Source organism: Collimonas arenae (assembly GCF_001584165.1).
GTDB lineage: Bacteria > Pseudomonadota > Gammaproteobacteria > Burkholderiales > Burkholderiaceae_D > Collimonas > Collimonas arenae.
This window is the reverse complement of the sequence record NZ_CP013233.1, coordinates 337,179-358,026: the sequence shown is the minus strand read 5'-3', so window position 1 is coordinate 358,026 and position 20,848 is coordinate 337,179. Positions and strand designations below refer to the sequence as shown.

General features: G+C 56.1%; 20 protein-coding genes and 1 pseudogene. 5 read left to right on the top strand and 16 right to left on the bottom strand.

Annotated features, from left to right (window positions below; translation table 11 throughout):
- Window positions 1-21: 21 nt before the first annotated feature.
- From CAter10_RS01710 to cyaY, 4 genes are all read right to left on the bottom strand, one after another.
- Window positions 22-1,161, bottom strand: coding sequence for a DUF2827 domain-containing protein (locus CAter10_RS01710; RefSeq protein ID WP_061532039.1), 1,140 nt, complete (start codon window positions 1,159-1,161; stop codon window positions 22-24).
- Between the two features lie 28 nt (window positions 1,162-1,189).
- Entirely contained in the window at window positions 1,190-1,846 is a 657-nt protein-coding gene (locus CAter10_RS01705; protein ID WP_061535117.1) for a hypothetical protein, read from the bottom strand.
- 3 nt (window positions 1,847-1,849) lie between these two features.
- Entirely contained in the window at window positions 1,850-3,271 is a 1,422-nt protein-coding gene (locus CAter10_RS01700; RefSeq protein ID WP_061536900.1) for a hypothetical protein, read from the bottom strand.
- A 197-nt stretch (window positions 3,272-3,468) separates the two neighbouring features.
- A complete protein-coding gene (gene cyaY, locus CAter10_RS01695; RefSeq protein ID WP_061532037.1) occupies window positions 3,469-3,795 on the bottom strand; it encodes an iron donor protein CyaY in 327 nt (108 codons plus the stop codon).
- A 74-nt stretch (window positions 3,796-3,869) separates the two neighbouring features.
- On the opposite strand from cyaY, the gene lptM reads away from it, so the two are divergent.
- Window positions 3,870-4,100 (top strand): LPS translocon maturation chaperone LptM, encoded by a 231-nt coding sequence (lptM, locus tag CAter10_RS24435; protein ID WP_128082956.1) that lies wholly within the window; start codon window positions 3,870-3,872, stop codon window positions 4,098-4,100.
- Window positions 4,101-4,239: 139 nt separating this feature from the next.
- Window positions 4,240-5,007: a transporter gene (locus CAter10_RS01685; RefSeq protein WP_061532035.1), complete on the top strand. Its 768-nt coding sequence runs from the start codon at window positions 4,240-4,242 to the stop codon at window positions 5,005-5,007.
- On the opposite strand, the gene CAter10_RS01680 is transcribed toward CAter10_RS01685, so the two are convergent.
- The 6 genes from CAter10_RS01680 to CAter10_RS01655 all read right to left on the bottom strand — a co-directional run bounded on the left by CAter10_RS01680 (window position 4,974) and on the right by CAter10_RS01655 (window position 11,487).
- Window positions 4,974-5,630: a protein-methionine-sulfoxide reductase heme-binding subunit MsrQ gene (locus tag CAter10_RS01680; RefSeq protein ID WP_061532034.1), complete on the bottom strand. Its 657-nt coding sequence runs from the start codon at window positions 5,628-5,630 to the stop codon at window positions 4,974-4,976. The two genes, CAter10_RS01685 and CAter10_RS01680, sit on opposite strands and share 34 nt — an antisense overlap.
- 19 nt (window positions 5,631-5,649) lie before the next feature.
- A complete protein-coding gene (gene msrP, locus CAter10_RS01675) occupies window positions 5,650-6,630 on the bottom strand; it encodes a protein-methionine-sulfoxide reductase catalytic subunit MsrP (RefSeq protein ID WP_061532033.1) in 981 nt (326 codons plus the stop codon).
- An 84-nt stretch (window positions 6,631-6,714) separates the two neighbouring features.
- Window positions 6,715-7,383: an HAD family hydrolase gene (locus tag CAter10_RS01670; RefSeq protein WP_231879124.1), complete on the bottom strand. Its 669-nt coding sequence runs from the start codon at window positions 7,381-7,383 to the stop codon at window positions 6,715-6,717.
- Between the two features lie 4 nt (window positions 7,384-7,387).
- On the bottom strand, window positions 7,388-8,533 hold the full coding sequence (ccsB, locus tag CAter10_RS01665; protein WP_061535115.1) for a c-type cytochrome biogenesis protein CcsB: 1,146 nt from the start codon (window positions 8,531-8,533) through the stop codon (window positions 7,388-7,390).
- 87 nt (window positions 8,534-8,620) lie between these two features.
- Entirely contained in the window at window positions 8,621-10,750 is a 2,130-nt protein-coding gene (locus CAter10_RS01660; protein ID WP_061532032.1) for a cytochrome c biogenesis protein ResB, read from the bottom strand.
- Window positions 10,751-10,821: 71 nt separating this feature from the next.
- The gene (locus CAter10_RS01655; protein WP_061532031.1) at window positions 10,822-11,487 is read right to left on the bottom strand and encodes a c-type cytochrome; all 666 of its coding nucleotides are present in this window, start codon (window positions 11,485-11,487) and stop codon (window positions 10,822-10,824) included.
- A gap of 210 nt (window positions 11,488-11,697) precedes the next feature.
- Here CAter10_RS01655 and yihA point away from each other — a divergent pair, with 210 nt between their 5' ends.
- The 3 genes from yihA to CAter10_RS01640 all read left to right on the top strand — a co-directional run bounded on the left by yihA (window position 11,698) and on the right by CAter10_RS01640 (window position 15,262).
- Window positions 11,698-12,411 (top strand): ribosome biogenesis GTP-binding protein YihA/YsxC, encoded by a 714-nt coding sequence (gene yihA, locus CAter10_RS01650; RefSeq protein WP_061532030.1) that lies wholly within the window; start codon window positions 11,698-11,700, stop codon window positions 12,409-12,411.
- Window positions 12,412-12,850: 439 nt separating this feature from the next.
- Window positions 12,851-13,864 (top strand): porphobilinogen synthase, encoded by a 1,014-nt coding sequence (gene hemB, locus CAter10_RS01645; protein WP_061535114.1) that lies wholly within the window; start codon window positions 12,851-12,853, stop codon window positions 13,862-13,864.
- A gap of 231 nt (window positions 13,865-14,095) precedes the next feature.
- On the top strand, window positions 14,096-15,262 hold the full coding sequence (locus CAter10_RS01640; protein ID WP_061532029.1) for a magnesium transporter CorA family protein: 1,167 nt from the start codon (window positions 14,096-14,098) through the stop codon (window positions 15,260-15,262).
- 101 nt (window positions 15,263-15,363) lie between these two features.
- Here the strand turns inward: CAter10_RS01640 and CAter10_RS01635 are convergent, their stop codons facing one another.
- From CAter10_RS01635 to rpsD, 6 genes and pseudogenes are all read right to left on the bottom strand, one after another.
- Window positions 15,364-16,005: a peroxiredoxin gene (locus CAter10_RS01635; RefSeq protein ID WP_061532028.1), complete on the bottom strand. Its 642-nt coding sequence runs from the start codon at window positions 16,003-16,005 to the stop codon at window positions 15,364-15,366.
- 196 nt (window positions 16,006-16,201) lie between these two features.
- Window positions 16,202-18,053: pseudogene (gene dsbD / locus CAter10_RS23895) on the bottom strand (protein-disulfide reductase DsbD).
- Window positions 18,046-18,489 (bottom strand): divalent-cation tolerance protein CutA, encoded by a 444-nt coding sequence (cutA, locus tag CAter10_RS01625; protein ID WP_335339718.1) that lies wholly within the window; start codon window positions 18,487-18,489, stop codon window positions 18,046-18,048. The pseudogene dsbD and the gene cutA overlap by 8 nt, the downstream one beginning before the upstream one ends.
- Before the next feature lie 25 nt (window positions 18,490-18,514).
- Window positions 18,515-18,910, bottom strand: a complete 396-nt coding sequence (gene rplQ / locus CAter10_RS01620; protein ID WP_061532026.1) for a 50S ribosomal protein L17 — start codon at window positions 18,908-18,910, stop codon at window positions 18,515-18,517.
- A 158-nt stretch (window positions 18,911-19,068) separates the two neighbouring features.
- Window positions 19,069-20,046: a DNA-directed RNA polymerase subunit alpha gene (locus CAter10_RS01615; protein WP_061532025.1), complete on the bottom strand. Its 978-nt coding sequence runs from the start codon at window positions 20,044-20,046 to the stop codon at window positions 19,069-19,071.
- A gap of 142 nt (window positions 20,047-20,188) precedes the next feature.
- On the bottom strand, window positions 20,189-20,812 hold the full coding sequence (gene rpsD, locus CAter10_RS01610) for a 30S ribosomal protein S4 (RefSeq protein ID WP_061532024.1): 624 nt from the start codon (window positions 20,810-20,812) through the stop codon (window positions 20,189-20,191).
- Between the last annotated feature and the right edge of the window lie 36 nt (window positions 20,813-20,848).

Below are 20,848 nucleotides of genomic sequence, written 5' to 3'. Positions count from 1 at the left end.
CAAAAATTAAAAGCCGTCTGATCATACTAACGGTTGTTGCAGCAAAGTAGTCAGCAATCGCTCATACTCGGCGGTCACCTCCGGGCAAGCAGGCAGATAGCGGCCAAGCACCTGGCGCTGCCGCGCAATGTAATCCTGCCAGTTGTCATCATGCGTTGTCAGCACTTCGATCAGTTTGCGGCTGCCTTCACGCACGTCGTTTCCCTCGTAGAAGTAACCGAGGTCGCGACACATGTACGCGTTATGCACCAGAGGATAACCTTGCCAGCAAACGTCGAAATAAAAATAGTTCAGCGCGTTCTCGATCTGGTGTGAAATCACCACATCGGTCATCTCGCTGAGAAACTGCGGCGTATCGTGACGTCCCACGAAAACCGCCTTGTGCTGACGCACAATATCCAGTTGATTCATCACCGCGACAAATTCCTTGCTCTCATGCGCCAGCCGGTCCGCATTAGTGACCTGCAACAGCGCAATATCCTGCGGCCGCTGCCGATAGGCTTCTTCGGCAATAAACACGGGATACATGCAGAATTTCACGATGTCCTGATTCGGCTCCATCACGGTCAGGCGCTTCGGCCCCGGCTGTGGACGGTACTCGCCATGATGCTCGAAATCCTGGCTGCGTTGGTTGACGAAAATCGGGTCCCAGACAAACGGCACCACCTGAGCCGGACGGCGGCGCAAGGTTTCAAAATACGACTGACTGCTGTTAGCCACCTGCGGCACCATCCAGATGGCATCGTAGCGCTGGTTGACGAACAGATCGTACCCCCACATCGGCCTATCGAATAGCATCGACTGCATCACGTTCACATATTCGACGCCGCAACAGTAGGAGATCAATCGGCATCCATGCTCTTTCAGATACGCAGTCTGATTGGCGTTGACCTGCCCGCCGAGTTCAATCAGCACATCCAGGTTGTCCTTGGCATGCTCGAACGTTGCGGTCGGCCAGCGCGCCTGGTCCCACGGCAGCGCCGGGGTGATCGCAACCGCCGTAGTATTCACCAGATGCACCGAAGCCACGCTCGGGCATTGCTTCAAGCTCTCAGCCAGATAGAGAGCATTCTGCTTGATGCCGTTCGTCCACATGGATTCATTTTCCTGGCGCAAGCCAATGGTGATACCGATGCGCAAGGTACGGGATAAAGGTTTCATGTCTTGATTCAGCGATTGAATGATTTTCCTAACGCGCCGGCACGGCCATTTTTGTCTGTTCGGTCCAGTTGTACTGTACGTAGCGTCGAATAATCAGACATCCCGGCGGCGAATCCACCAGCGACACCGATCCACCCGGCTCGGTCGGTGAAACATAAACTGTAAATGTCGGCAGCAGTGCCGTCGCGCTATAGCCTTTCAGTTCGGTATCGGCAATGCTCTTGCACGAATAGGGGGCGATCGAAATCCGTTCCGCCGAAACTGAACAGGCGCCGCCATCTTGCGGCACGGCTGTAATGGATACCGCCGCTGAAGCCCCGGCATACTCGATCCCGGTAAGTGAAAAAAACGGTCCACGATCCGGGTGTGCCCGATCCCAATCAACCAGCACGTCATGCGAACGCGTGCCGTTGATCGCCAACGCAGATAGACGGGTAATCGCCGGCTGGCACTGCTTGACGCCGATGCTGCGCGCAGCTTCCGCCAGCAGGTTTTTCGGCCCGGCCGCGGCCGCCTTGTTGGCCGGCAGGTCAGCACGCATTTGCGCGTGCGAGGCGGGCGACATCAGCTGCAGAAGAGCGACGCATGCCAGCGCCCACCTGGACCACCGGCGCTCGCCCGATGCAGGTAATACGGTGGTTTCATTAAACTCGATTGTCTTGCCAAAATGTGGTGCACGCGTCATCAACTATGTCCGTTTGAAATGTGAAATCCCGGTCAGCGCCGAAGCTGCAGGCAGGACAGGCTGTTCGGGAGCCGGATCGGCAGGCGCCGAAGGCGTCGGCATGTTGGCGGGGTCCTCCGCCGCGGGAGGCGGCGCCTTCGGAACCTCTGGCTCAACAGTCGGTCCGGCTGCTGGCATTGCCGCGGCAGGTGCTGGTTCAGCCATGGGGGCCGGTGCTTCGACAGGCGAGGCCGGCGCTGCTGCTGGGGCTTGCGTCGCCTCAGCAGCAGGTGCTTCCGGTGCCGGCACCACCGCTGACTCGCTGCCAGTTGTCGACGGTGCTGGAACTATCGGTGACGCAGCTGGCTCGATGGCCGGCGCTTCGGTTGCGGGTGTAGCAGGCACATCCGAAACAGGAGCGGCAGTCATTGCGGCAGGCTCGACGGCAGGCGTCGCAGATGGCGGGGATGCTGGCGCATTGCCGGTTTCGACGGCGGGAATTGCGGGTGTCGCGGCAGAGCTCTCCGGTGTCGCTATCGACTTTACCGGCGCCGCTAATGGCGCTGGTACCGCGGCGGCCGGCGCCGGCGAGGTTGCAGGCGTAGTTGCGACGGCCTTGGCAGCAGTGGTGGCCTGCTCCTGTTTCATCAACGCCACAACGGCTTTTTCACATTCTTCTTCGCTATCGCAGGCAGTCACGAAAGTCTTCCCTTCCCACCAACCACGCATGACATAAATGCCGTTGTCGGTCCTGACGCCTTTGCCATTGTTCAGCATGTCCTGATACTGCGGATGTGCCGGCGGAAATGTCATGATCCCATATCCCAGTTGCCGGCCGCGGTGCCACTCGCCGGCATAGGTCGATCCATCGGCATAGCTTGCCTTGCCCTCACCTTCCGGCAGGGAATCGATGAACATGCCGTCGAAACGGTTGCCGGGCTCTTCGACCCCGGTGGTATGACCACGCACCTTGCCTTGTTCCATAGTGCCGGTCAGTTCGGCGACCTGCTTGTTGTTACTCAGCCAGCGAACTGTCCCAGGACCTTGTGCCAGACCATTCTCGCAGCGGCCGCTCCAACGCGCAGAAATTTCATTAGCAATCGGCTCCGGGCTCCAGATCTTGCAGCCGTTGCTGGTATCTGCCGTCCAGTGACGCGGCGCTTCAGCGGCCGCAGCAGTGACAGCGTTCGGCAAGCCGCCGGTGTTGGCGACATTAGCAGCAGCATTGGCTCCGTTGATTGCATTTGCCGCATTGGTCACGTTAGGACTTGGCGCCGCTGCGGCGGCTAGCGTGAATCCGACGGCGGCACCAGCCATTCCTATCATGGAGAGGATACGGGCTGATACGCGCGGCTTCACGGCGGCTGGAGATAGAGAGGCAACGGCGTAACCGCCACCTGCGGAACTGCCCTGCCAATCGATTGGTTCGTCCGAATCCCTGATCATTATCGTATTCATTGTTGTCGATCGATAGTTGAGAAGCGTTGAACAACTCTCCTTGATGCGGCCCTTGCGAACCGTGTAATCAAGTCCATTATGAAGCCGAAATGCGCGAGCGTATCAAAACAACATCTTGTCATTCGTATCTTACGACACATTGCGCATCCGACAAATCACTTGCGGAGCGCCACCACAAAGAAAAACTACAGGGTTACCGGCACTCCTCCCTGGGAACTGATCATTCCTGACAGTGCGGCAAAAAATTCGGAGCCGTCGCGGGTATTCACCCAAATGTTACCCTTCTGTTTGTAATGGAAGCCACCGGATTTTGCGGCGATCCACAACTCCTGCATCGGCGCCTGGCTGTTGACGATAATCTTGCTGCCGTTATCCACAAACTCGATCTCCAGCACATTCCCGCTACGACTGCACTCTACATCCAGGTCGGTCTGCTCAGCGGCGCTCTCCAGCGCAGTTTCAATCTTGTCCAGGGCAGCCTCGGCCGCGGCCAGGAATTCTGATTCTGTCATGCTACACTCCAATCCGTTTCGTTAAACTGTGATTCTAATCCGTGAAGCCCACTTTTGATTTTTCGCGAGCCGCAATGATTGCCGCTACGCTTACTTTGTCGGCATTACTGGCGGCTTGCGGCCAAAAAGGGCCGCTGTTCATGCCGGTCCCACTGCCACCTCCCGCTGCCAAAACGACAACACCTGCACCCAAGCCGAATGTTTCCGAAGAGAAATCCAAAGAATCCGACCAGGCAACCACATTCACCGTGCCAGCCGCCCCCGAAATCCCACCGAAAACTTTAGACACACCGGCAACCAAGTAGCAGCTTGCTTCACATGGCACTTTTCATACAGGGGAGGCGGGATGGCGTACCGCTCGCTGAATACCGCCTCCCCTGAAATCGATGCTGGTCTGGTCGCCTGGAACCAACATATCGGCTTAAGCGGACAGATAGGAAGACCGTGCGCCAGCTAATCGTCACTGCCATCTCGTCGTGTTGCCTGATTCAGGCCGCTCATGCCAATCATCCGTTGGTAACCGACGACACCAGCACCCAAGGCAACAGCAATCAGCAGGTCGAACTGAACACGGACTGGCTGCGTCAGGACGATATCCACAGCCATGTAGCTAATTTCACCTACAGCTACGGCTTGTTGCAGAATCTCGATGTCTATGTCAATCCGCCACTGACGGTATCCCATCCGTCAGGTATCAACGATATCGCGCTGGGACTCAAATGGCGCCTGCTGGAAGTAGATAATTTCAGCCTGGGTTTGAAGCCGGAACTGACCTTCCCCAGCGGCGATCCCAATCAGGGTTTGGGGCATGGCGACAGCAGCATGTCGCTGACGCTGATCGGCAGCTATCAAAGCGACTCTTGGGCTTTCAGCGGGAACCTGGCGGCCTACTACAATCGCTACCGCCTGCTAAGCGACCAGCAAGCCAACCGCACCATAGTCTGGCGCGCCTCCGTGGCAGCGCTCTATGCGATCAATCCGAAATGGAGCCTGGCATTCGACGCCGGCATTGTCAGCAACACCGAACGCGCCAGCGATACAAGCGGCGATCGCCATGCCAGTAGCAATCCAGGCTACATCCTGAGCGGAGTGATTTATTCGCCGAATCCCAATCTCGATCTCGACGCCGGCATCAAATTCGGTTTGGGTTGCGGCGCATGTGCGTCGCAAACCCAGCGTCAGGTAGGGCTTGGCGTGACTTGGCGCTTCTGAAGCGCAGCGCGTTGTCCGGCGCGATTACGTAGCGCGAAATAAACCCGCACCAGCAACAACGCGGCAACGATAGCGCCAAACAGGATCGGTTTTTCGAAGTTGTGTTTGCCCGCGCGCATCCACCAGAAATGCAGTATCCCCAGCATGGAAATCACGTAAAGACTGCGGTGCAGCCATTGCCATCGCTTGCCTCCGAGCCGCCGGATCATGCCGTTGGTACTGGTCAGCGCCAACGGCAGCAACATCACGAAAGCAATGAAACCGACCGTGATGAAAGGCCGCTTGACGACATCCTTGAGCATCTCGGCCAGATCGAAGAAATGGTCAAACCAAAGGAAGGTTATGAAATGCAGGCAGGCATAGAAGAAAGCATACAAACCCAGCATGCGGCGCAACTTGACCAGCCAGTTCCAGTTGGTAAACCGGCGCAGCGGGGTCACCGCCAACGTAATGCACAGAAAATACAGTGTCCAGTCACCACTGCTGCGCGTGATGAATTCGATCGGGTTGGCACCCAGCCGATCGGTAAACGCGTACAACAGTAGCCGCAACGCTGGCAGCAGCGCCAGCACGAACAGGATTGCCTTGAGAGTTTTGAATTGCCTTGGTGTTGGATTAAACATGCTGGATATCCCGCAAATCTCAAAAATATTTTTTCAAGTCCATACCGGTATATAGCGAAGCGACATCGCTGTAACCGTTGAACATCAATGTCTTGCGTTTTTTGGTAAAGAAGCCGTCTTCGCCGATGCGGCGTTCGGTCGCCTGCGACCAACGTGGATGATCGACGTCCGGATTGACGTTGGAATAAAAGCCGTACTCACGCGCAGCCGCGATATTCCATGCCGTCCTCGGCTGGTCTTTGACGAAACGGATCTTGACGATCGACTTGGCGGATTTGAATCCGTATTTCCACGGCAGTACCATGCGAACCGGCGCGCCACTCTGGTTCGGCAATACCTGGCCGTACATGCCGAACGTCAGCAGGGCCAGCGGATGCATCGCCTCATCCATCCGCAAGCCTTCGACATACGGCCATTCCAACACAGGACTACGCAGGCCTGGCATCTGACGGTTATCTGCGAGCGTCGTGAATTCGATGTATTTGGCGTTGCCGGTCGGCTCCATTTTCTTGATCAACGCCGACAGCGAATAACCGATCCATGGAATCACCATCGACCAGCCTTCCACACAGCGTAGCCGATAGATACGCTCTTCGAGCGGCGCCAGTTTCAGCAAGCTGTCGATATCCAGCGTCATCGGCTTCTTGACCTCACCTTCAATCGAGACTGTCCAGGGCCGGGTTTTGAGGCTGCCGGCATTTTCGGCAGGATCGGCTTTATCTGTGCCGAACTCATAGAAGTTGTTGTAGGTGGTAGCGTCCTTGTACGGGGTGGCCTTGTCCATCACGACGTAAGCTGGATTGGCCTTGGCTGCCAATTTTTGCGCTCCGCTAGCCTGCGCCCAGGCATCGCCGGTCGACAATTCGAGCAATGAGCCAGCACCAACAGCGCCTACCGCGACCTGCTTGATAAAGCTACGGCGCGACTCAAATATTTCTCGTGGGGTAATTTCGGAGGCAAACGGAAGATCGATCCCGTTGGGGCGACGATAGAGCGGCATAAAAACTCCTGTGAGGTTTGATGTGGCGACAGACCTTAGTCAAGCCGGCCGACCATTCCTTACAAGAGTACAAACAAAATCCGCTTATCCGGCGAGATCAATGTGATCGTGCAACTCTGCCAGTCGGGAAATCACTTTGGCCTGTTTGGGAAGATTCGGCTCGACCTGTTCCGGCTGCAATGCGAACACCAGCATACCAGCAGCCACGCCGGCCTGCACGCCAGGGATACTGTCTTCGACCACGGCACAGCGGGATGGTTCGACACCCATCTTGCCGGCTGCATGCAGGAACAGGTCCGGCGCCGGCTTCCAGGAGCCGACTTCGTAAGCGCTATAAATACGGCCTTCGAAATAAGGCAGCAGACCCGTGATGCCAAGCGATAGTTCGATCTGCTTCAATGGGCCGTTCGACGCCAGGCAAAACGGTACGCGCAGCGACTGCACCAGTTCCAGCGCACCTTCGATCGGCTGCAGGCGCTGATGCAAGTTATGCGCGATACGCTCACGCAATATCTTGGTGAAATCGCCCGGCAATGGCTGGCCGCGCATTGCTTCAAGCTCCACCACGCAGTCGGCCATCCGGCCGCCCTTGAAACGGCTCAAGGCCTCGTCAAACGACAACTGTGTCCCCAATTCAGCAAGGTACTCAATCATCACGTCGGTAGCGACGGTCTCACTATCCACCAGCGTGCCGTCGCAATCGAAAATCACCAGATCGACTGGCGTCAGGTTTTCCCGCATTGCCTTTACCATCGCTTTACAACTCTCCATATGAATGCAGGCCGGACAGGAACATGTTCACGCCCAGGAAAGCGAATGTGGTCACCAGCAAGCCGATCAGCGCCCACCATGCGGCAACTTGGCCGCGTAACCCCTTCATCAAGCGCATGTGCAGCCATGCGGCGTAGTTGAGCCAGACGATCAACGCCCAGGTTTCCTTCGGATCCCATGACCAGTAGCCGCCCCATGCTTCCGCCGCCCACAAGGCGCCGAGAATGGTAGCGATGGTGAAGAAGGTAAAGCCCACGGCAATCGCCTTGTACATCACATCATCCAGCACTTCCAGCGCCGGCAAGCGGTCAACCAGGTAGCCATGCGATTTCAACAGGTACGCCACCGCCACCATCGCCGACAATGCAAACGTGCCATAGCCGATGAAGTTGGCCGGCACGTGGATCTTCATCCACCAGCTCTGCAACGCCGGCACCAGCGGCTGGATTTCGGCGGCGTCGCGCGACACCATGTACCACAGCAGGAAACCGACCGCGGCCGAGATCACCAGCAGAACAAAGGCGCCCAGTTGGCGGGTGCGGTAGTGCTGCTCGTAGTACAAATAAAACAAGGCCGTAATCAGGCTGAACAGCACGAACACTTCATACAGGTTGGAAATCGGGATGTGGCCGATGTCAGCACCGATCAGGTACGATTCATACCAGCGCACCAGCATGCCGGTGAATCCCATCACGACCGCGGCCCAGCACAGCTTGGAGCCGATCGAAGCGCCGAAATCGGAACGTGTGATCAGGCCGCCCCAGAAAAACAGGGTCGACAGGAAAAACAGCGTGCTCATCCACAAGATCGCCGACTGGCTGGAGAGCATGTATTTGAGGATGAATTTCTGGTTGGCCATGTCGAGCACGCCACCGTACATCGCAATCGCCGACAACGACAACACCGCCAGCAGCGCCATCAGCCAGCGCACCGATTTCCAGTGCCAGCCGAGCCAGGCGAAAGTCGGTGCGGCCAGCACCAGCACCGCTTTCTCGTAGTAATCCATGTGGCTACCGTAACGGTTCAACGCGAACAGCGAGGCCGCCACCAGCGCAATGGCGAACAGCCAGTCGATTACCGACAAGCGCTTGATAAAGCTAGCGGGCGGGGCATACGTTTGCGTCAGTTCCATCATTATCTCCATTGCATTGCAGGCAAACCCAGACAACTCTGTCGCCATCCCCGCATTGCCAAGGATGTCGACGGAGGCGAGTTCACATCAAGCTTCCGACTGCTTTAATTGCGTTTTCAACACGTCAAATTCTTTTTCGAAATCCAGCGTCTTGCGCTGTGAGCTCATTGCCATCAACGCGTGCGACTGGCCGCTGCCGTCCTGATTTGGACGAATCCAGACCCACAACCGACGTTCGCGCACATACAACATCGAAAACACGCCCAGTACCAGCAACAGACAACCCAGGTACACCACCTTCTTGCCCGGCGAACGGGTTACCTGGAACACCGATGCCTTGATTTCATCAAAGCCGGTCATCTGGAGATATACAGGCGCATTATAGAAGCTTGCATCCGACAGCGCATTGGTGCTCAGTTGCAGGAAGCGCGCATGCTTTTCATCCGCCGGCATTTCCTTCAAACCATCTTTCTCGCGTGCGACTTGCCACAGATCCCACATGCTGCCGTTCAGGATCTTCATGAAAATATCCGCGGCCTTCTCCTGCTCCTGCGGCGGCACCTGCTCCAGGAATTTGGAAATGGCCATGTAGCCGGCTTGCTTGCCATCGCCGACAAACAACGACAGGCCGCGCAGCGCCGACTGCTCCAGCTGCACGCGCAAGGCCGCAATACCTTCACGGCTCTCAGGAATGGCACGCTGGGCATAGCGATGTGCAGCGGCCGCGCGCAACTCCGGATTCTCCAGTGCAGCCCGCAAACGCATCCACTCGCCGACCGTATCGTCATCGTCCGCAGGAATGCGCAAATAACGGAAGGGTTCGTCCGGCGTATCGCGCACACCCGCCAGGAACACATAGGCATCGTCCACCTTGATGGATTGCATATAGTTACTGAACTCGCGCGCCTGTCCGGTCTTGTCGCGCAATTTGTACTGCACGCTAGGGCCGACGTTTTTCAGATCCTTCTTGTTGGCGCTTTTCGCCGCGTTGCCCAGATGATTGCTCAAATCGTCGCTAAGGCGCTGGTTGAGGCTCTTCTTGGTCACCGCGCGCAAATCGTCACCCGATTGCGCCATATTTTCCACGTTAAACGGCCGGAAACCAGACCATTCAATCGTATAGTCGGTATTGCCGTTGTTGACTAACGGCGTCGTGCCGTTGACTTCGCCGGCCAGCGGAAAGCTGGTCTCGCTGGCGCCGGCCATCGGGTAAGCGGTCAGTTTGAGCTTGCTGCCTCCGTCCTCGAAACTGGATTGATAGACGGCAATTCCCTTGTAAATCAATGGCTGGTTGACCTTGATTGTCGCAGGAAAAGTATGGCCATCGGCGTTATCGCGGATCACGACTTCGCTGGCGAACAGCTTGGGCATGCCGGTGCTGTAGAAATCGATAATGAATTTTTTCAGCTGGATCGTGAATGGCAGATCCTGGATCATCACGCCATCCTTCTGCGGAATGATGGCGGTGCTGCTCGCTGAGCCTTCCGGAATCAACGTATTGCCGCGGAAGGTCGGGTTGCCAAGGCCGAGACGATGTTCTTCCGGGATCTCGGCGATGATGCCGTTACCGTTGAACGGCGTCTTGCCATAGATCCACTGCTGCGCACGGATCGGCAAATCGGAATCCAGCAGCCCGCCCAGGCAGATGATAACGATCGCACTGTGAGCGAAGATATAACCCCATTTGTTGGCTGCGCCCTGCTTGGCGCTGATCAGTGTCGCGTTGTCCTTCGCCACCAGCTTGGTCTTGTAGCCCTTGGCGGCGATCCGCGCCTGTAGCTGCTGCGCCAGCAAGGCGGGCGCGACTGCCGATGTCCACTCCGCCTTATGGTGGAAATTGCGCAGCGATTGTTCACGGACATTCTCGCGCCAGCTACGCATGTCCTTCAGCATCTTCGGCGCATTGCGGGCGATGCATAAGGAAGTGGAAATCACCAGGAAAGTCATGATCAGCAGGAACCACCATGACGAATACACCGCGTACAACCCCAGCTTGCCGAAAACCTCAAACCAGAATGGACCGAACTGGTTGACGTAGTTAGGCATCGGCTCATTCTGCTTGAGCACGGTACCGATCACCGAAGCGATGGCGATAATCGTCAGCAAGCTGATGGCAAAACGCATCGATGACAACAGTTCAACCGCATCGGCCAGCCAACGACGGCTAGTCTTCAGCTGTATGCCTGCGGTACTGATTTCGTTATTACTTGTGCTCATGGCAAATCAATCTTTTTCAAAGGAAAAAGGGGTGGCCTAAGCCACCCCTTCTTTCGCTATTTCTTATTATTTTATTTGAGGCCTGCGATGTAATCGGCAACTGCCTTGATTTCATCGTCCGACATGCGCTTGGAGATCGTTGCCATCATCGGCCCGTTCTTGCGTACTCCGCTGCGGAAATTGGTCAATTCCGTCACAGTATAGTCCTGATGCTGTCCGCCGATCCGCGGAAACTGATTCGGGATGCCAGCACCGTTAGGGCTATGGCAACCGGCACAGGCCGGAACACTCTTCTCGGCAATGCCGGCACGATAGATTTTCTTGCCCAGTTCCACCGTATCCTTGTCTTTCGCGGCTCCCGGCTTGGCGGGCTGCGCATCCAGATAGGCTGCAATATTCTTCATTTCATCGTCAGTCAGCAATTTGGCCAATGGCGACATGATCGGATTGTTGCGATCCGCACCCTGGAAATTAGTCAATTGCTTGTGGATATAGGCGGCGTGCTGGCCGCCCAGCTTCGGGTTCGAAGTAATGGTCGAAGCGCCGGCGGCGCCATGGCAAGACACGCAAGCCGTGATGTTGCGAGCGGCGTCACCGTTTGTATACAGTGCTTCGCCCTTGGCGGGATCGGCTTTGGCAGGAGCGGCTTTCGGTTCATCCGCTGCGTAAGCAACAGAGGAAAGGGCCAGTACTGCGACGAGGAGAGACTTCACTACTGGAAAAAACGCACGGTTCATTCACACACCCTGAGTGACTTGTTTTTAAAATTCTGCCCGAACGGCGACGATACGATGATCGATCCCACCTGTTACAGCCGATTGCCTAGTCTCCTATGACCCTCAGTCGCATACTTTGCATAGTCAACCTCAGCACCAGTACATAACCCCTTATTGTACAATAGCTTTCCGGCATTTTTGCCTCCCCTTACCGCATTTTCTGCTCACTCCATGTCCCTACTTTGGCAAGCCCGCTTCTTCACCACGGTCAATCATCTTCGTGACTTGCCAACTTTGCAAGTCCCCGAGATCGCATTCGCCGGCCGCTCCAACGCCGGCAAATCGACCGCCATCAACCTGCTGTGCAACCAGAAGAAATTGGCATTTGCGTCGAAAACCCCTGGCCGTACGCAGCATATTAACTATTTTTCAATTGGCGGCGCGCATGTCGCTCAGCACCGCAAGGATGAAACCAAGATCGACGAAATCCGCGCCCTGCTGGTCGATCTGCCCGGTTACGGCTATGCGGAAGTCTCCGGCTCGGCCAAGTTGCATTGGCAACAATTATTGGGCGATTATGTCCGGCGCCGCCAGCAGCTGGCCGCACTGGTGCTGATCGTCGATTCACGCCGCCCGTTTACCGAGCTTGACGTACAAATGGTCGAATGGTTTGCGCCGACCGGAAAACCGATTCATTGCATTTTAAGCAAGTCAGATAAACTAAATCGCAACGATGCCACCAACGCGCTGCGCCAGGCTCGCACTTTCCTCGCCAGCTACGTCGACGAAAACAATCAGCAGTTGCCGTTTACCGCCCAATTGTTTTCGGCGTTGAATCGCAACGGCCTGGAAGAAGCCAATGACCGCATCCTTGAACTGGCCGGACTAACTAACATGGACGATCTGGATGGCGATGCAGATGCGGCAGGTGATCAGGAAGAGTAAGCGACGGCACCCGACAGCAGATCGGGATGTAGAATGAAAGACAAGCAGGAACGAGGCAAGAAACGGAGCAAGAAGCGACTCGACAACAAGAATCGCAAATAAAAAAGCCCTGGAGAAAGGGGAATATCTCCAGGGCACAATGCCTTATCACCAAAAGCGATACGGCCCCGCTCAGGGAGGGAAGCGGGAGGCGAATGATGCACCTATTGCTAGGAGAAGGTCCGCCGGAAAAAGTTCACGATTTTTTTACTTTTCGGCGAAAATATTAGTCGAAAATGGATTCAAGTACTCGGACGCACTATCTGCCACGATGTTGCAGGCGGATCCGGCAATCGACGACCGCCAGATCGAATTGAAACCTGGCAAGTTCGATGAGCGGGAGAATGCGCGACCTTGAACCTGTTCAACACTCCACTCACCCAATATGTCAGAAACCGTCATGCCACTCTCTCAGAAAACTGCTCAATTCCCAGCTATCCGCATGCGCCGCATGCGCAAGGATGCTTTTTCGCGCGCCATGATGCGGGAAAATACCATCACCTGCGCCGACCTGATCTATCCTGTATTTATCCTGGACGGCAAGAACCAGCGCGAAAAAGTCAGCTCGATGCCTGGCGTTGAACGCCTCTCGATAGACTTGCTGCTGCACGTCGCCGAAGAATGCGTGGCCTTGGGCATTCCCGTCATTGCTCTGTTTCCCGTCATCAACCCGTCCCTGAAAACTCCCGACGGCATCGAGGCCACCAATCCGCAGGGATTGGTTCCGCGCGCGGTGCGTGAATTGAAGCAGCGCTTTCCGGAACTAGGCATCCTGACTGATGTCGCCCTCGATCCTTACACCAGCCACGGCCAGGATGGCGTGCTGAATGCCGACGGCTATGTACTCAATGATGAAACCTGCGCGATCCTGGTGAAACAGGCACTGGTCCAGGCTGAAGCCGGGGTCGATATCGTTGCGCCGTCTGACATGATGGACGGTCGTATCGGCGCGATCCGTACCGCTCTCGAATCGCATCACCACATCTACACACGCATCATGGCGTACTCGGCCAAATATGCGTCGGCGTTCTACGGACCGTTCCGCGATGCGGTCGGCTCTTCGGCAACGCTGGGCAAAAGCAACAAGAACACCTATCAAATGGATCCGGCCAACAGCGATGAAGCCTTGCATGAAGTCGCGCTCGACCTGGCCGAAGGCGCTGACATGGTGATGGTCAAGCCCGGCATGCCTTATCTCGATATCGTGCGGCGCGTGAAAGACGAATTCAAGGTGCCAACCTTTGCCTACCAGGTCAGCGGCGAATACGCGATGCTCAAGGCCGCGGCGCAAAACGGCTGGCTCGATCACGACAAGACCATGATGGAAGCGATGCTGGCGTTCAAGCGCGCCGGCGCCGATGGCGTGCTGACCTACTTCGCGCTGGACATTGCCCGGCATCTGAAAAAGGGGTGAGCCGGCGGCAGCGCGCAATGACACACAGTCCTGGCGCGCCGCAGCGGTAACATCCATGTTGATTGCCGCCTCCAATTCGGCATGCGATGCTGACAGCCGTCGGTGTCGCATGCTGCGAGACACGGTTGGCGCACTATTCACCGTAGCGGCTGGTACCGAACCGCATCATCACCACATCATGCAGTTCGACACCTGCGCTCCGGTTCATATTCAAACGTTTATCGACAATGCATGGACATCTTTCTCATCAGTGAAAACCAGGTCAAGCAAAGCAATGAAATCCCGGACGCCATTCCGCTGAAAGGGTTTCTCTGGATCGACGCCACGCACGAAGAAGTGGCAGCCGATCCGGAGGCCTGGCGCAATGCCATCACCCAGGCAACCGGCACTCAAATCTACGATCCGCACATGACGGATGCCCTCAACCCCAACCATCCGTCGTATTTCGACTCGACCCAGGATTACGGGATGGTGGTGTTTCGAAAGCTGATGCTGAATGGCAGCGGAAACGGGAACGGCAATGTATCGGATACCGGCGTTCAGTCTGCCAGCACGAAAGGCGATGCGCCAACCGCCGATGCAACGGACACCGATACCGGCAAGCGCCGCATCCCGGCCGCGCTGAGCAAGCTGGCCACGCAGCCGGTGACATTCCTGATCATGGACCATGCACTGATCACCGTGCATGAACGTTACAGCCGCACCATCGATGCGGCACGCACGCGCCTGCTCGACCATTGCAACAAACCTGAAAAAGCGCCGCATCCGACGCGCCTGCCGGCCTCGCCGGAAGACCTGCTGCTGCGCCTGATCAACGCCATGGTCGACCAGTACCTGGATTTGCGCCAACCGTTGACGACGCAGCTCGACCGTTGGCAGCGCGCCCTGCTTGACCCACGCAGGCCGTTCAAGGACTGGATGGCGCTGCTGGATGCACGGATCGAATTGCGCAAGCTGGAAAACCTGTGTGAGGAGCAGCACGATGCAATGCAGGAGCTGCGTGACTACTTTGTCGACCTCAACGACGGTATCGAAATCAGTCGCGCCAACGACTTACTGCTGGTACGCATCAACGACGTGATGGAGCACATCACGCGCGTGCTGAATCATGCGCGCCGGCTGGAATCATCGATTGAATCGGCGGTGCAGATCCACTTCTCGGCGGTGGCCCATCGCACTAATGAAATCATGCGCACCTTAACCGTCATCACGGCATTGTTCATGCCACTGACCTTGATCACCGGGATCTTCGGCATGAATTTCGAAGTCATGCCCTTGCTCAAGAACGCGCTCGGCTTCTGGCTGACAATAGGCAGCATGGCACTCGTGATCGTCGTCATGCTGGTGTTCTTCCAGCGCCGCCGCTACCTGGAAAGCCAGGCGCTGGACCGGCGTTGAACAACCGGCTGTAACTACTGCGCACCTAAACAAAAAGCCTCGCCATTTTTCCTGGCGAGGCTTTTTGCTTTCAGTACACTTTAGAGATCGCGGACAAACAATCAGTCACGATTTGGTTGCGGCGTCAGCCGCAAATATGGACGGATCGCCTTGTAACCTTTTGGGAATTTCTGTTTGAGAACTTCGGGGTCCTGCAGCGACGGAACGATGACGACATCTTCACCGTCTTTCCAGTTGCCCGGCGTCGCTACCGAATAATTATCGGTCAGTTGCAACGAGTCGATGACACGCAGGATTTCATCGAAGTTGCGGCCGGTGCTGGCCGGATACGTGATGATCAGACGCACCTTCTTGGCCGGATCAATGACGAACAGCGAACGCACGGTGGCAGTTGCACTGGCATTCGGATGGATCAGGTCATACAGTTCAGATACCTTGCGGTCGGCATCGGCAATGATCGGGAAACCAACCACGGTGTTTTGTGTTTCGTTGATATCCTTGATCCATTCCTGGTGCTTGTCGGCAGGATCCACGGAGAGCGCGATCACCTTGACGCCGCGCTGCTCGAATTGCGATTTCAATTTGGAAGTCAAACCGAGTTCGGTAGTGCAGACCGGCGTGAAGTCGGCTGGATGCGAAAACAACACCACCCATGAATCGCCGGCCCAATCGTAAAACCCGATTTTCCCGAGTGAAGAATCTTGCTCGAAATCGGGGGCAACGTCGCCAAGGCGTAAAGTCATTTCAGTCTCCTTTAGATCGCACAGGTTTGCTAGAACTAAAACTATAGCGGTGCGACGATGATAGTCTAACGAACTTTATCGACTATCTACATAACCTGCAGTTAGAAGCCAGACCTCGACTAGACTGCAGATTGGAGGCACCGAACAGACGATTCTACTCCTTCGGCGCAGCAGGGGCTGGCGGCCCCGATGCCCATCATTTTTTTACATCCAGAACCGCCAGTGATTGCAGGAATTTATCGGCGTTCTGATACCCGATCACCCGACCGTGAGGCACTTCTTGTCCCTGGCCGTCAAAGAATATGATGCCCGGCGGCCCGAACAGATTGAAACGCTTGAGCATGGCCTTGTCATCGGCATTGTTGGCGGTGACGTCAATCTGCAGCAATACCATATCGCCAAAACGCGCTTGCACCCGCGGATCGGCAAACGTGAATTTTTCCATCTCTTTGCACGACACGCACCAGTCAGCGTAGAAATCCAGCAATGCGGTTTTGCCGTTGGTCTGCGCCAATGCGGCATCCAGTTCGGCAACCGATTTGACGCGGATGAACTGGGTATGGGCGCTGTCCTGGCGGCCGCCCAAATGTGCGAGGGGCGCAAACACATCGCGCCCGCCGGAGATGCCGCCGACCAATTGCACAATGCCGCACACCATGAATACCACTCCGAAGGCCTTGGCAAACCAGGCAGTCGATGACTTATCCCACAGCAGGTAAGCACCGTAGCCGATACCCAGCGCCGCCCAACCCAGCATTTGGAACAGCGGCGAAATCACCGGCGAAACCATCCACAGCGCCACCGCCAGCATCAACACGCCGAAGAAGCGCTTGACCGACTCCATCCAGGCGCCGGCGCGCGGCAGCAACGAGCCGGCAGAAATGCCGACCAGCATCAGCGGTACGCTCATACCGACCGCCATCGCGAACAGCGCGCTACCACCGATCACGACATCCCGCGTCTGGCTGATATACACCAGTGCACCTGCCAACGGCGCTGCGACGCAAGGACCGACGATCAATGCCGATATCGCCCCCATGACAAAAACGCCAATCAGCTTGCCGGCAGATTGCTGGTCGGAGGCCTTTGTCAGTTTGGTTTGAAATGCCGCCGGCAATTGCAATTGATAGAAGCCAAACATCGACAGCGACATCAATATCATCAGCAAGGCAAATGCCGACAGCACCCAAGGATTCTGCAAGGTTGCCGCCAAACCTTCGCCTGCCAGGCCGCTGCCACGCCAAGAGCCGTGTAGACCAACGCCATACCCAACGCATAAGTCACCGACAGCAGGAAACCGCGGCGGCGACTGACTTGCGTACCTTCGCCGACGATAATGGAAGACAGGATCGGCACCATCGGCAGCACGCATGGCGTGAACGACAACCCCAGGCCAAGCAGCAGGAACAGCGGCATGATCACCAGCAGTTTGCCCCCTTCAGCGAGGATTCGATGCGCCCAGTTTCGGAATCGGGTGCGGCAGTTACTGGGGCCAGGTTTTGCAAAACGGCTGCAGCTGGAGCAGCTTGGAAAGCATTGTCCGCTGCAACCGATTGCGGCGTATCGGCCGCGGCACTGCCACCACTACCGATCCCCATCGCACTCAACAGACCACCACCGTTGCCACCGGTCGTGGACAAGCTGATCCGCGAGTCCATCGGCGGGTAGCACAAACCTTTGTCAGCACAACCCTGGCCAGTGGCAATCAAAGTGAAGCTGCCGTTCGCCTCAACCGGCAAACGGATCGTGACACCGTGGTGATAAGTCTCCACATTCTTGTTGAAAGTCTGGTCGAATTTCACGGTTCCGGGCGGGATCTGCGGCTCACCCAAGGTCGCGCCTTCGGCCTTGAAATGGAAACGTTCACGGTACATGTAGTAACCATCCGCGATCGCATAACTGACTTCGGCGGTCTTGGCATCTACCATGCGCGCCGAAAATTTGAAGGCGACTTCGGGTGCGAGGTAATCGTCATCGTCGGCATGTGCCGCGCCGAACGCCAATATCATCACCAACAAGACAGACAATTGCTTGAGCAACTTAAACATTCACATCCTTTTGAGTTTCAGCGGTAATCCAGTTCAGGTAGGCCGGTAAGCCGGCCGCAATCGGTATCGCAACAATTTCCGGGAGCGCGTAGGGATGAGCTGCTTTGATCGCAGCTTCCAGCTCGGCATAGCGGTTCGCAGCAGTCTTGATCAGCAACGTAACCTCGTTGGCCTGCTTCACCATTCCTTGCCAGCGATACACCGACTGCACGACAGGCAAGATATTGACACAAGCGGCAAATTTGCGTTCAACCAGGTCCCGCGCCAAGGCTTCTGCTTCAGCCAGCCCGGGCAAGTTGGTGAGTATAAGCAACGCTTCCGACATAGTCGACGCTCCTCCCTGATTCCTTACATTAAGCTGCTTCACCAGGCCGCAAGCAGCAAGTCCGCGAAACGTACAGATAACAAAAAAGCCAGGCAAGGCCTGGCTTTTCATTCTAACGCAGCAGTGCTGGTTAAGCTTAGTCCGCTGTCGGTACTTCAGCAGCGTCGCTGATTTCCGGACGGTCAACCAGCTCAACATAGGCCATAGGCGCGTTATCGCCAACGCGGAAACCCATTTTCAGGATGCGCAGGTAGCCGCCGTTACGGGTAGCGTAGCGTGGACCCAGTTCAGCGAACAGCTTCAGGACCATTTCACGGTCGCGCAGGCGAGCAAATGCCAGGCGCTTGTTTGCCAGGGTGTCGGTCTTGCCCAGTGTCAGGATCGGTTCGATCACGCGGCGCAGTTCTTTTGCCTTTGGCAATGTGGTCTTGATTGCTTCGTGACGCAGCAGCGAAACAGTCATGTTGCGCAACATGGCCAGACGGTGGGAAGAAGTACGATTTAATTTACGGAGGCCGTGACGGTGACGCATGGTAATTCCTTTCAGTTTTGAGTTTACATCCAGCTCTTCGATCGACTTTGGCAGTGCCTGGTCGCGGGCCGGTTGAAATTAGTACAACAATAGAAACAACGAGAGCAAAACAAGCTCAGGGGCGTGATTCTATCTCACCCCCGAGCTAACAACAAATATTACTTTTCCAGGCCTGCAGGCGGCCAGTTTTCCAGCTTCATGCCCAGTGTCAAACCACGGGATGCCAGAACTTCCTTGATTTCGTTCAAGGACTTGCGGCCCAGGTTTGGCGTCTTCAGCAGTTCATTTTCGCTACGCTGGATCAGATCGCCAATGTAGTAAATGTTTTCTGCTTTCAGGCAGTTCGCCGAACGTACTGTCAGTTCCAGATCATCGACTGGACGCAACAGGATAGGATCGACTTGCGGTGCGCGGGATGGCGCTTCAGCAGCAGCTTCAGTGCCTTCCAGTGCCGCGAACACATTCAGTTGATCAACCAGCACGCGCGCCGATTGGCGAATCGCTTCTTCCGGAGTGATCACGCCATTGGTTTCAATGTTGATGACCAGTTTGTCCAGGTCGGTACGCTGCTCCACACGCGCCGATTCAACAGCGTAGGAAACACGGCGCACTGGCGAGAACGATGCGTCCAGGATGATGCGACCGATGGTCTTGTTGGCATCTTCAGTCAGACGACGCACGTTGCCCGGCACATAGCCACGGCCTTTTTCAACCTTGATCTGCATATCCAACGCGCCGCCGGCGGTCAGGTGGGCAATCACGTGCTCGGGGTTCACCAGTTCTACGTCATGCGGCAGATCGATGTCGGAAGCCAACACGGCGCCTTCGCCATCTTTTTTCAATGTCAGTGTTACTTCGTCGCGGTTATGCAACTTGAACACAACGCCCTTCAGGTTCAACAGGATATCAACTACGTCTTCCTGCACGCCGTCGAGTGACGAGTATTCATGAACCACACCGGCGATGGTCACTTCAGTCGGCGCATAGCCAACCATCGATGACAGCAGGACGCGGCGCAATGCGTTGCCCAGCGTGTGGCCGTAGCCACGTTCAAACGGTTCCATCACGACTTTAGCGTGGCCGGCACCCAGTGCTTCTACTTCGATAATACGTGGCTTCAACAAGCTGTTTTGCATGAAATGTCCTTTTCAATACCCTCGGCTCGTTACACCGATAAGGCTGATGGCATTAAGGGTGCCGCCAATAATCACGAGGATTATTAGAGGCACCCTGATGAAACGGCTCCACCTGAAACCAGGCAGAGCCGAAAAACTAAAATTAACGCGAATACAGTTCGACGATCAGCGATTCGTTGACGTCGTTGGCGATTTCATTACGGTCTGGCAAGGACTTGAAAGTACCTTCCATCTTCTTCGCATCAACCGAAACCCACGATGGCATACCGCCTTGTTCAGCCAGTTGCAGCGCTTCAATGATACGCGCTTGCTTCTTGGCTTTTTCACGAACGGCAATCACGTCGCCAGTCTTCACTTGGTACGAAGCGATATTCACAACGTTCCCGTTGACGGTGAACGCTTTGTGCGAAACCAGCTGACGGCTTTCAGCGCGGGTCGAACCAAAGCCCATACGATAGACGACGTTGTCCAGACGCGCTTCCAGCAAACGCAGCAGCGTTTCACCGGTGTTGCCCTTGCGACGGTCAGCTTCAGCGAAATAACGGCGGAATTGGCGCTCCAGAATACCGTACATACGCTTAACCTTTTGCTTTTCGCGCAATTGGTTACCGTAGTCGGAAGTACGTGCGCCGGAGGTACGGCCGTGTTGGCCTGGCTTGGAATCCAGTTTGCACTTGGAATCCAGCGAGCGGCGTGCGCTCTTCAGGAACAGGTCCGTGCCTTCACGGCGGGAAAGTTTTGCTTTAGGTCCGATATAACGTGCCACGATGCTTCCTTTTAAAAATATGACGCCGGGGCATTA

What these genes read in the sequence shown, in the direction of transcription:
- yihA (WP_061532030.1), top strand. Translation starts at nt 11,698, where the DNA reads ATGTCCCTACTTTGGCAAGCCCGCTTCTTCACCACGGTCAATCATCTT.
- cutA (WP_335339718.1), bottom strand. Translation starts at nt 18,489, where the DNA reads ATGAAAAGCCAGGCCTTGCCTGGCTTTTTTGTTATCTGTACGTTTCGC.
- hemB (WP_061535114.1), top strand. Translation starts at nt 12,851, where the DNA reads ATGCCACTCTCTCAGAAAACTGCTCAATTCCCAGCTATCCGCATGCGC.
- CAter10_RS01670 (WP_231879124.1), bottom strand. Translation starts at nt 7,383, where the DNA reads ATGGTAAAGGCAATGCGGGAAAACCTGACGCCAGTCGATCTGGTGATT.
- CAter10_RS01700 (WP_061536900.1), bottom strand. Translation starts at nt 3,271, where the DNA reads ATGATCAGGGATTCGGACGAACCAATCGATTGGCAGGGCAGTTCCGCA.
- lptM (WP_128082956.1), top strand. Translation starts at nt 3,870, where the DNA reads ATGATTGCCGCTACGCTTACTTTGTCGGCATTACTGGCGGCTTGCGGC.
- CAter10_RS01710 (WP_061532039.1), bottom strand. Translation starts at nt 1,161, where the DNA reads ATGAAACCTTTATCCCGTACCTTGCGCATCGGTATCACCATTGGCTTG.
- CAter10_RS01635 (WP_061532028.1), bottom strand. Translation starts at nt 16,005, where the DNA reads ATGACTTTACGCCTTGGCGACGTTGCCCCCGATTTCGAGCAAGATTCT.
- CAter10_RS01680 (WP_061532034.1), bottom strand. Translation starts at nt 5,630, where the DNA reads ATGTTTAATCCAACACCAAGGCAATTCAAAACTCTCAAGGCAATCCTG.
- CAter10_RS01660 (WP_061532032.1), bottom strand. Translation starts at nt 10,750, where the DNA reads ATGAGCACAAGTAATAACGAAATCAGTACCGCAGGCATACAGCTGAAG.
- cyaY (WP_061532037.1), bottom strand. Translation starts at nt 3,795, where the DNA reads ATGACAGAATCAGAATTCCTGGCCGCGGCCGAGGCTGCCCTGGACAAG.
- msrP (WP_061532033.1), bottom strand. Translation starts at nt 6,630, where the DNA reads ATGCCGCTCTATCGTCGCCCCAACGGGATCGATCTTCCGTTTGCCTCC.
- CAter10_RS01640 (WP_061532029.1), top strand. Translation starts at nt 14,096, where the DNA reads ATGGACATCTTTCTCATCAGTGAAAACCAGGTCAAGCAAAGCAATGAA.
- ccsB (WP_061535115.1), bottom strand. Translation starts at nt 8,533, where the DNA reads ATGGAACTGACGCAAACGTATGCCCCGCCCGCTAGCTTTATCAAGCGC.
- CAter10_RS01615 (WP_061532025.1), bottom strand. Translation starts at nt 20,046, where the DNA reads ATGCAAAACAGCTTGTTGAAGCCACGTATTATCGAAGTAGAAGCACTG.
- CAter10_RS01655 (WP_061532031.1), bottom strand. Translation starts at nt 11,487, where the DNA reads ATGAACCGTGCGTTTTTTCCAGTAGTGAAGTCTCTCCTCGTCGCAGTA.
- rplQ (WP_061532026.1), bottom strand. Translation starts at nt 18,910, where the DNA reads ATGCGTCACCGTCACGGCCTCCGTAAATTAAATCGTACTTCTTCCCAC.
- CAter10_RS01705 (WP_061535117.1), bottom strand. Translation starts at nt 1,846, where the DNA reads ATGACGCGTGCACCACATTTTGGCAAGACAATCGAGTTTAATGAAACC.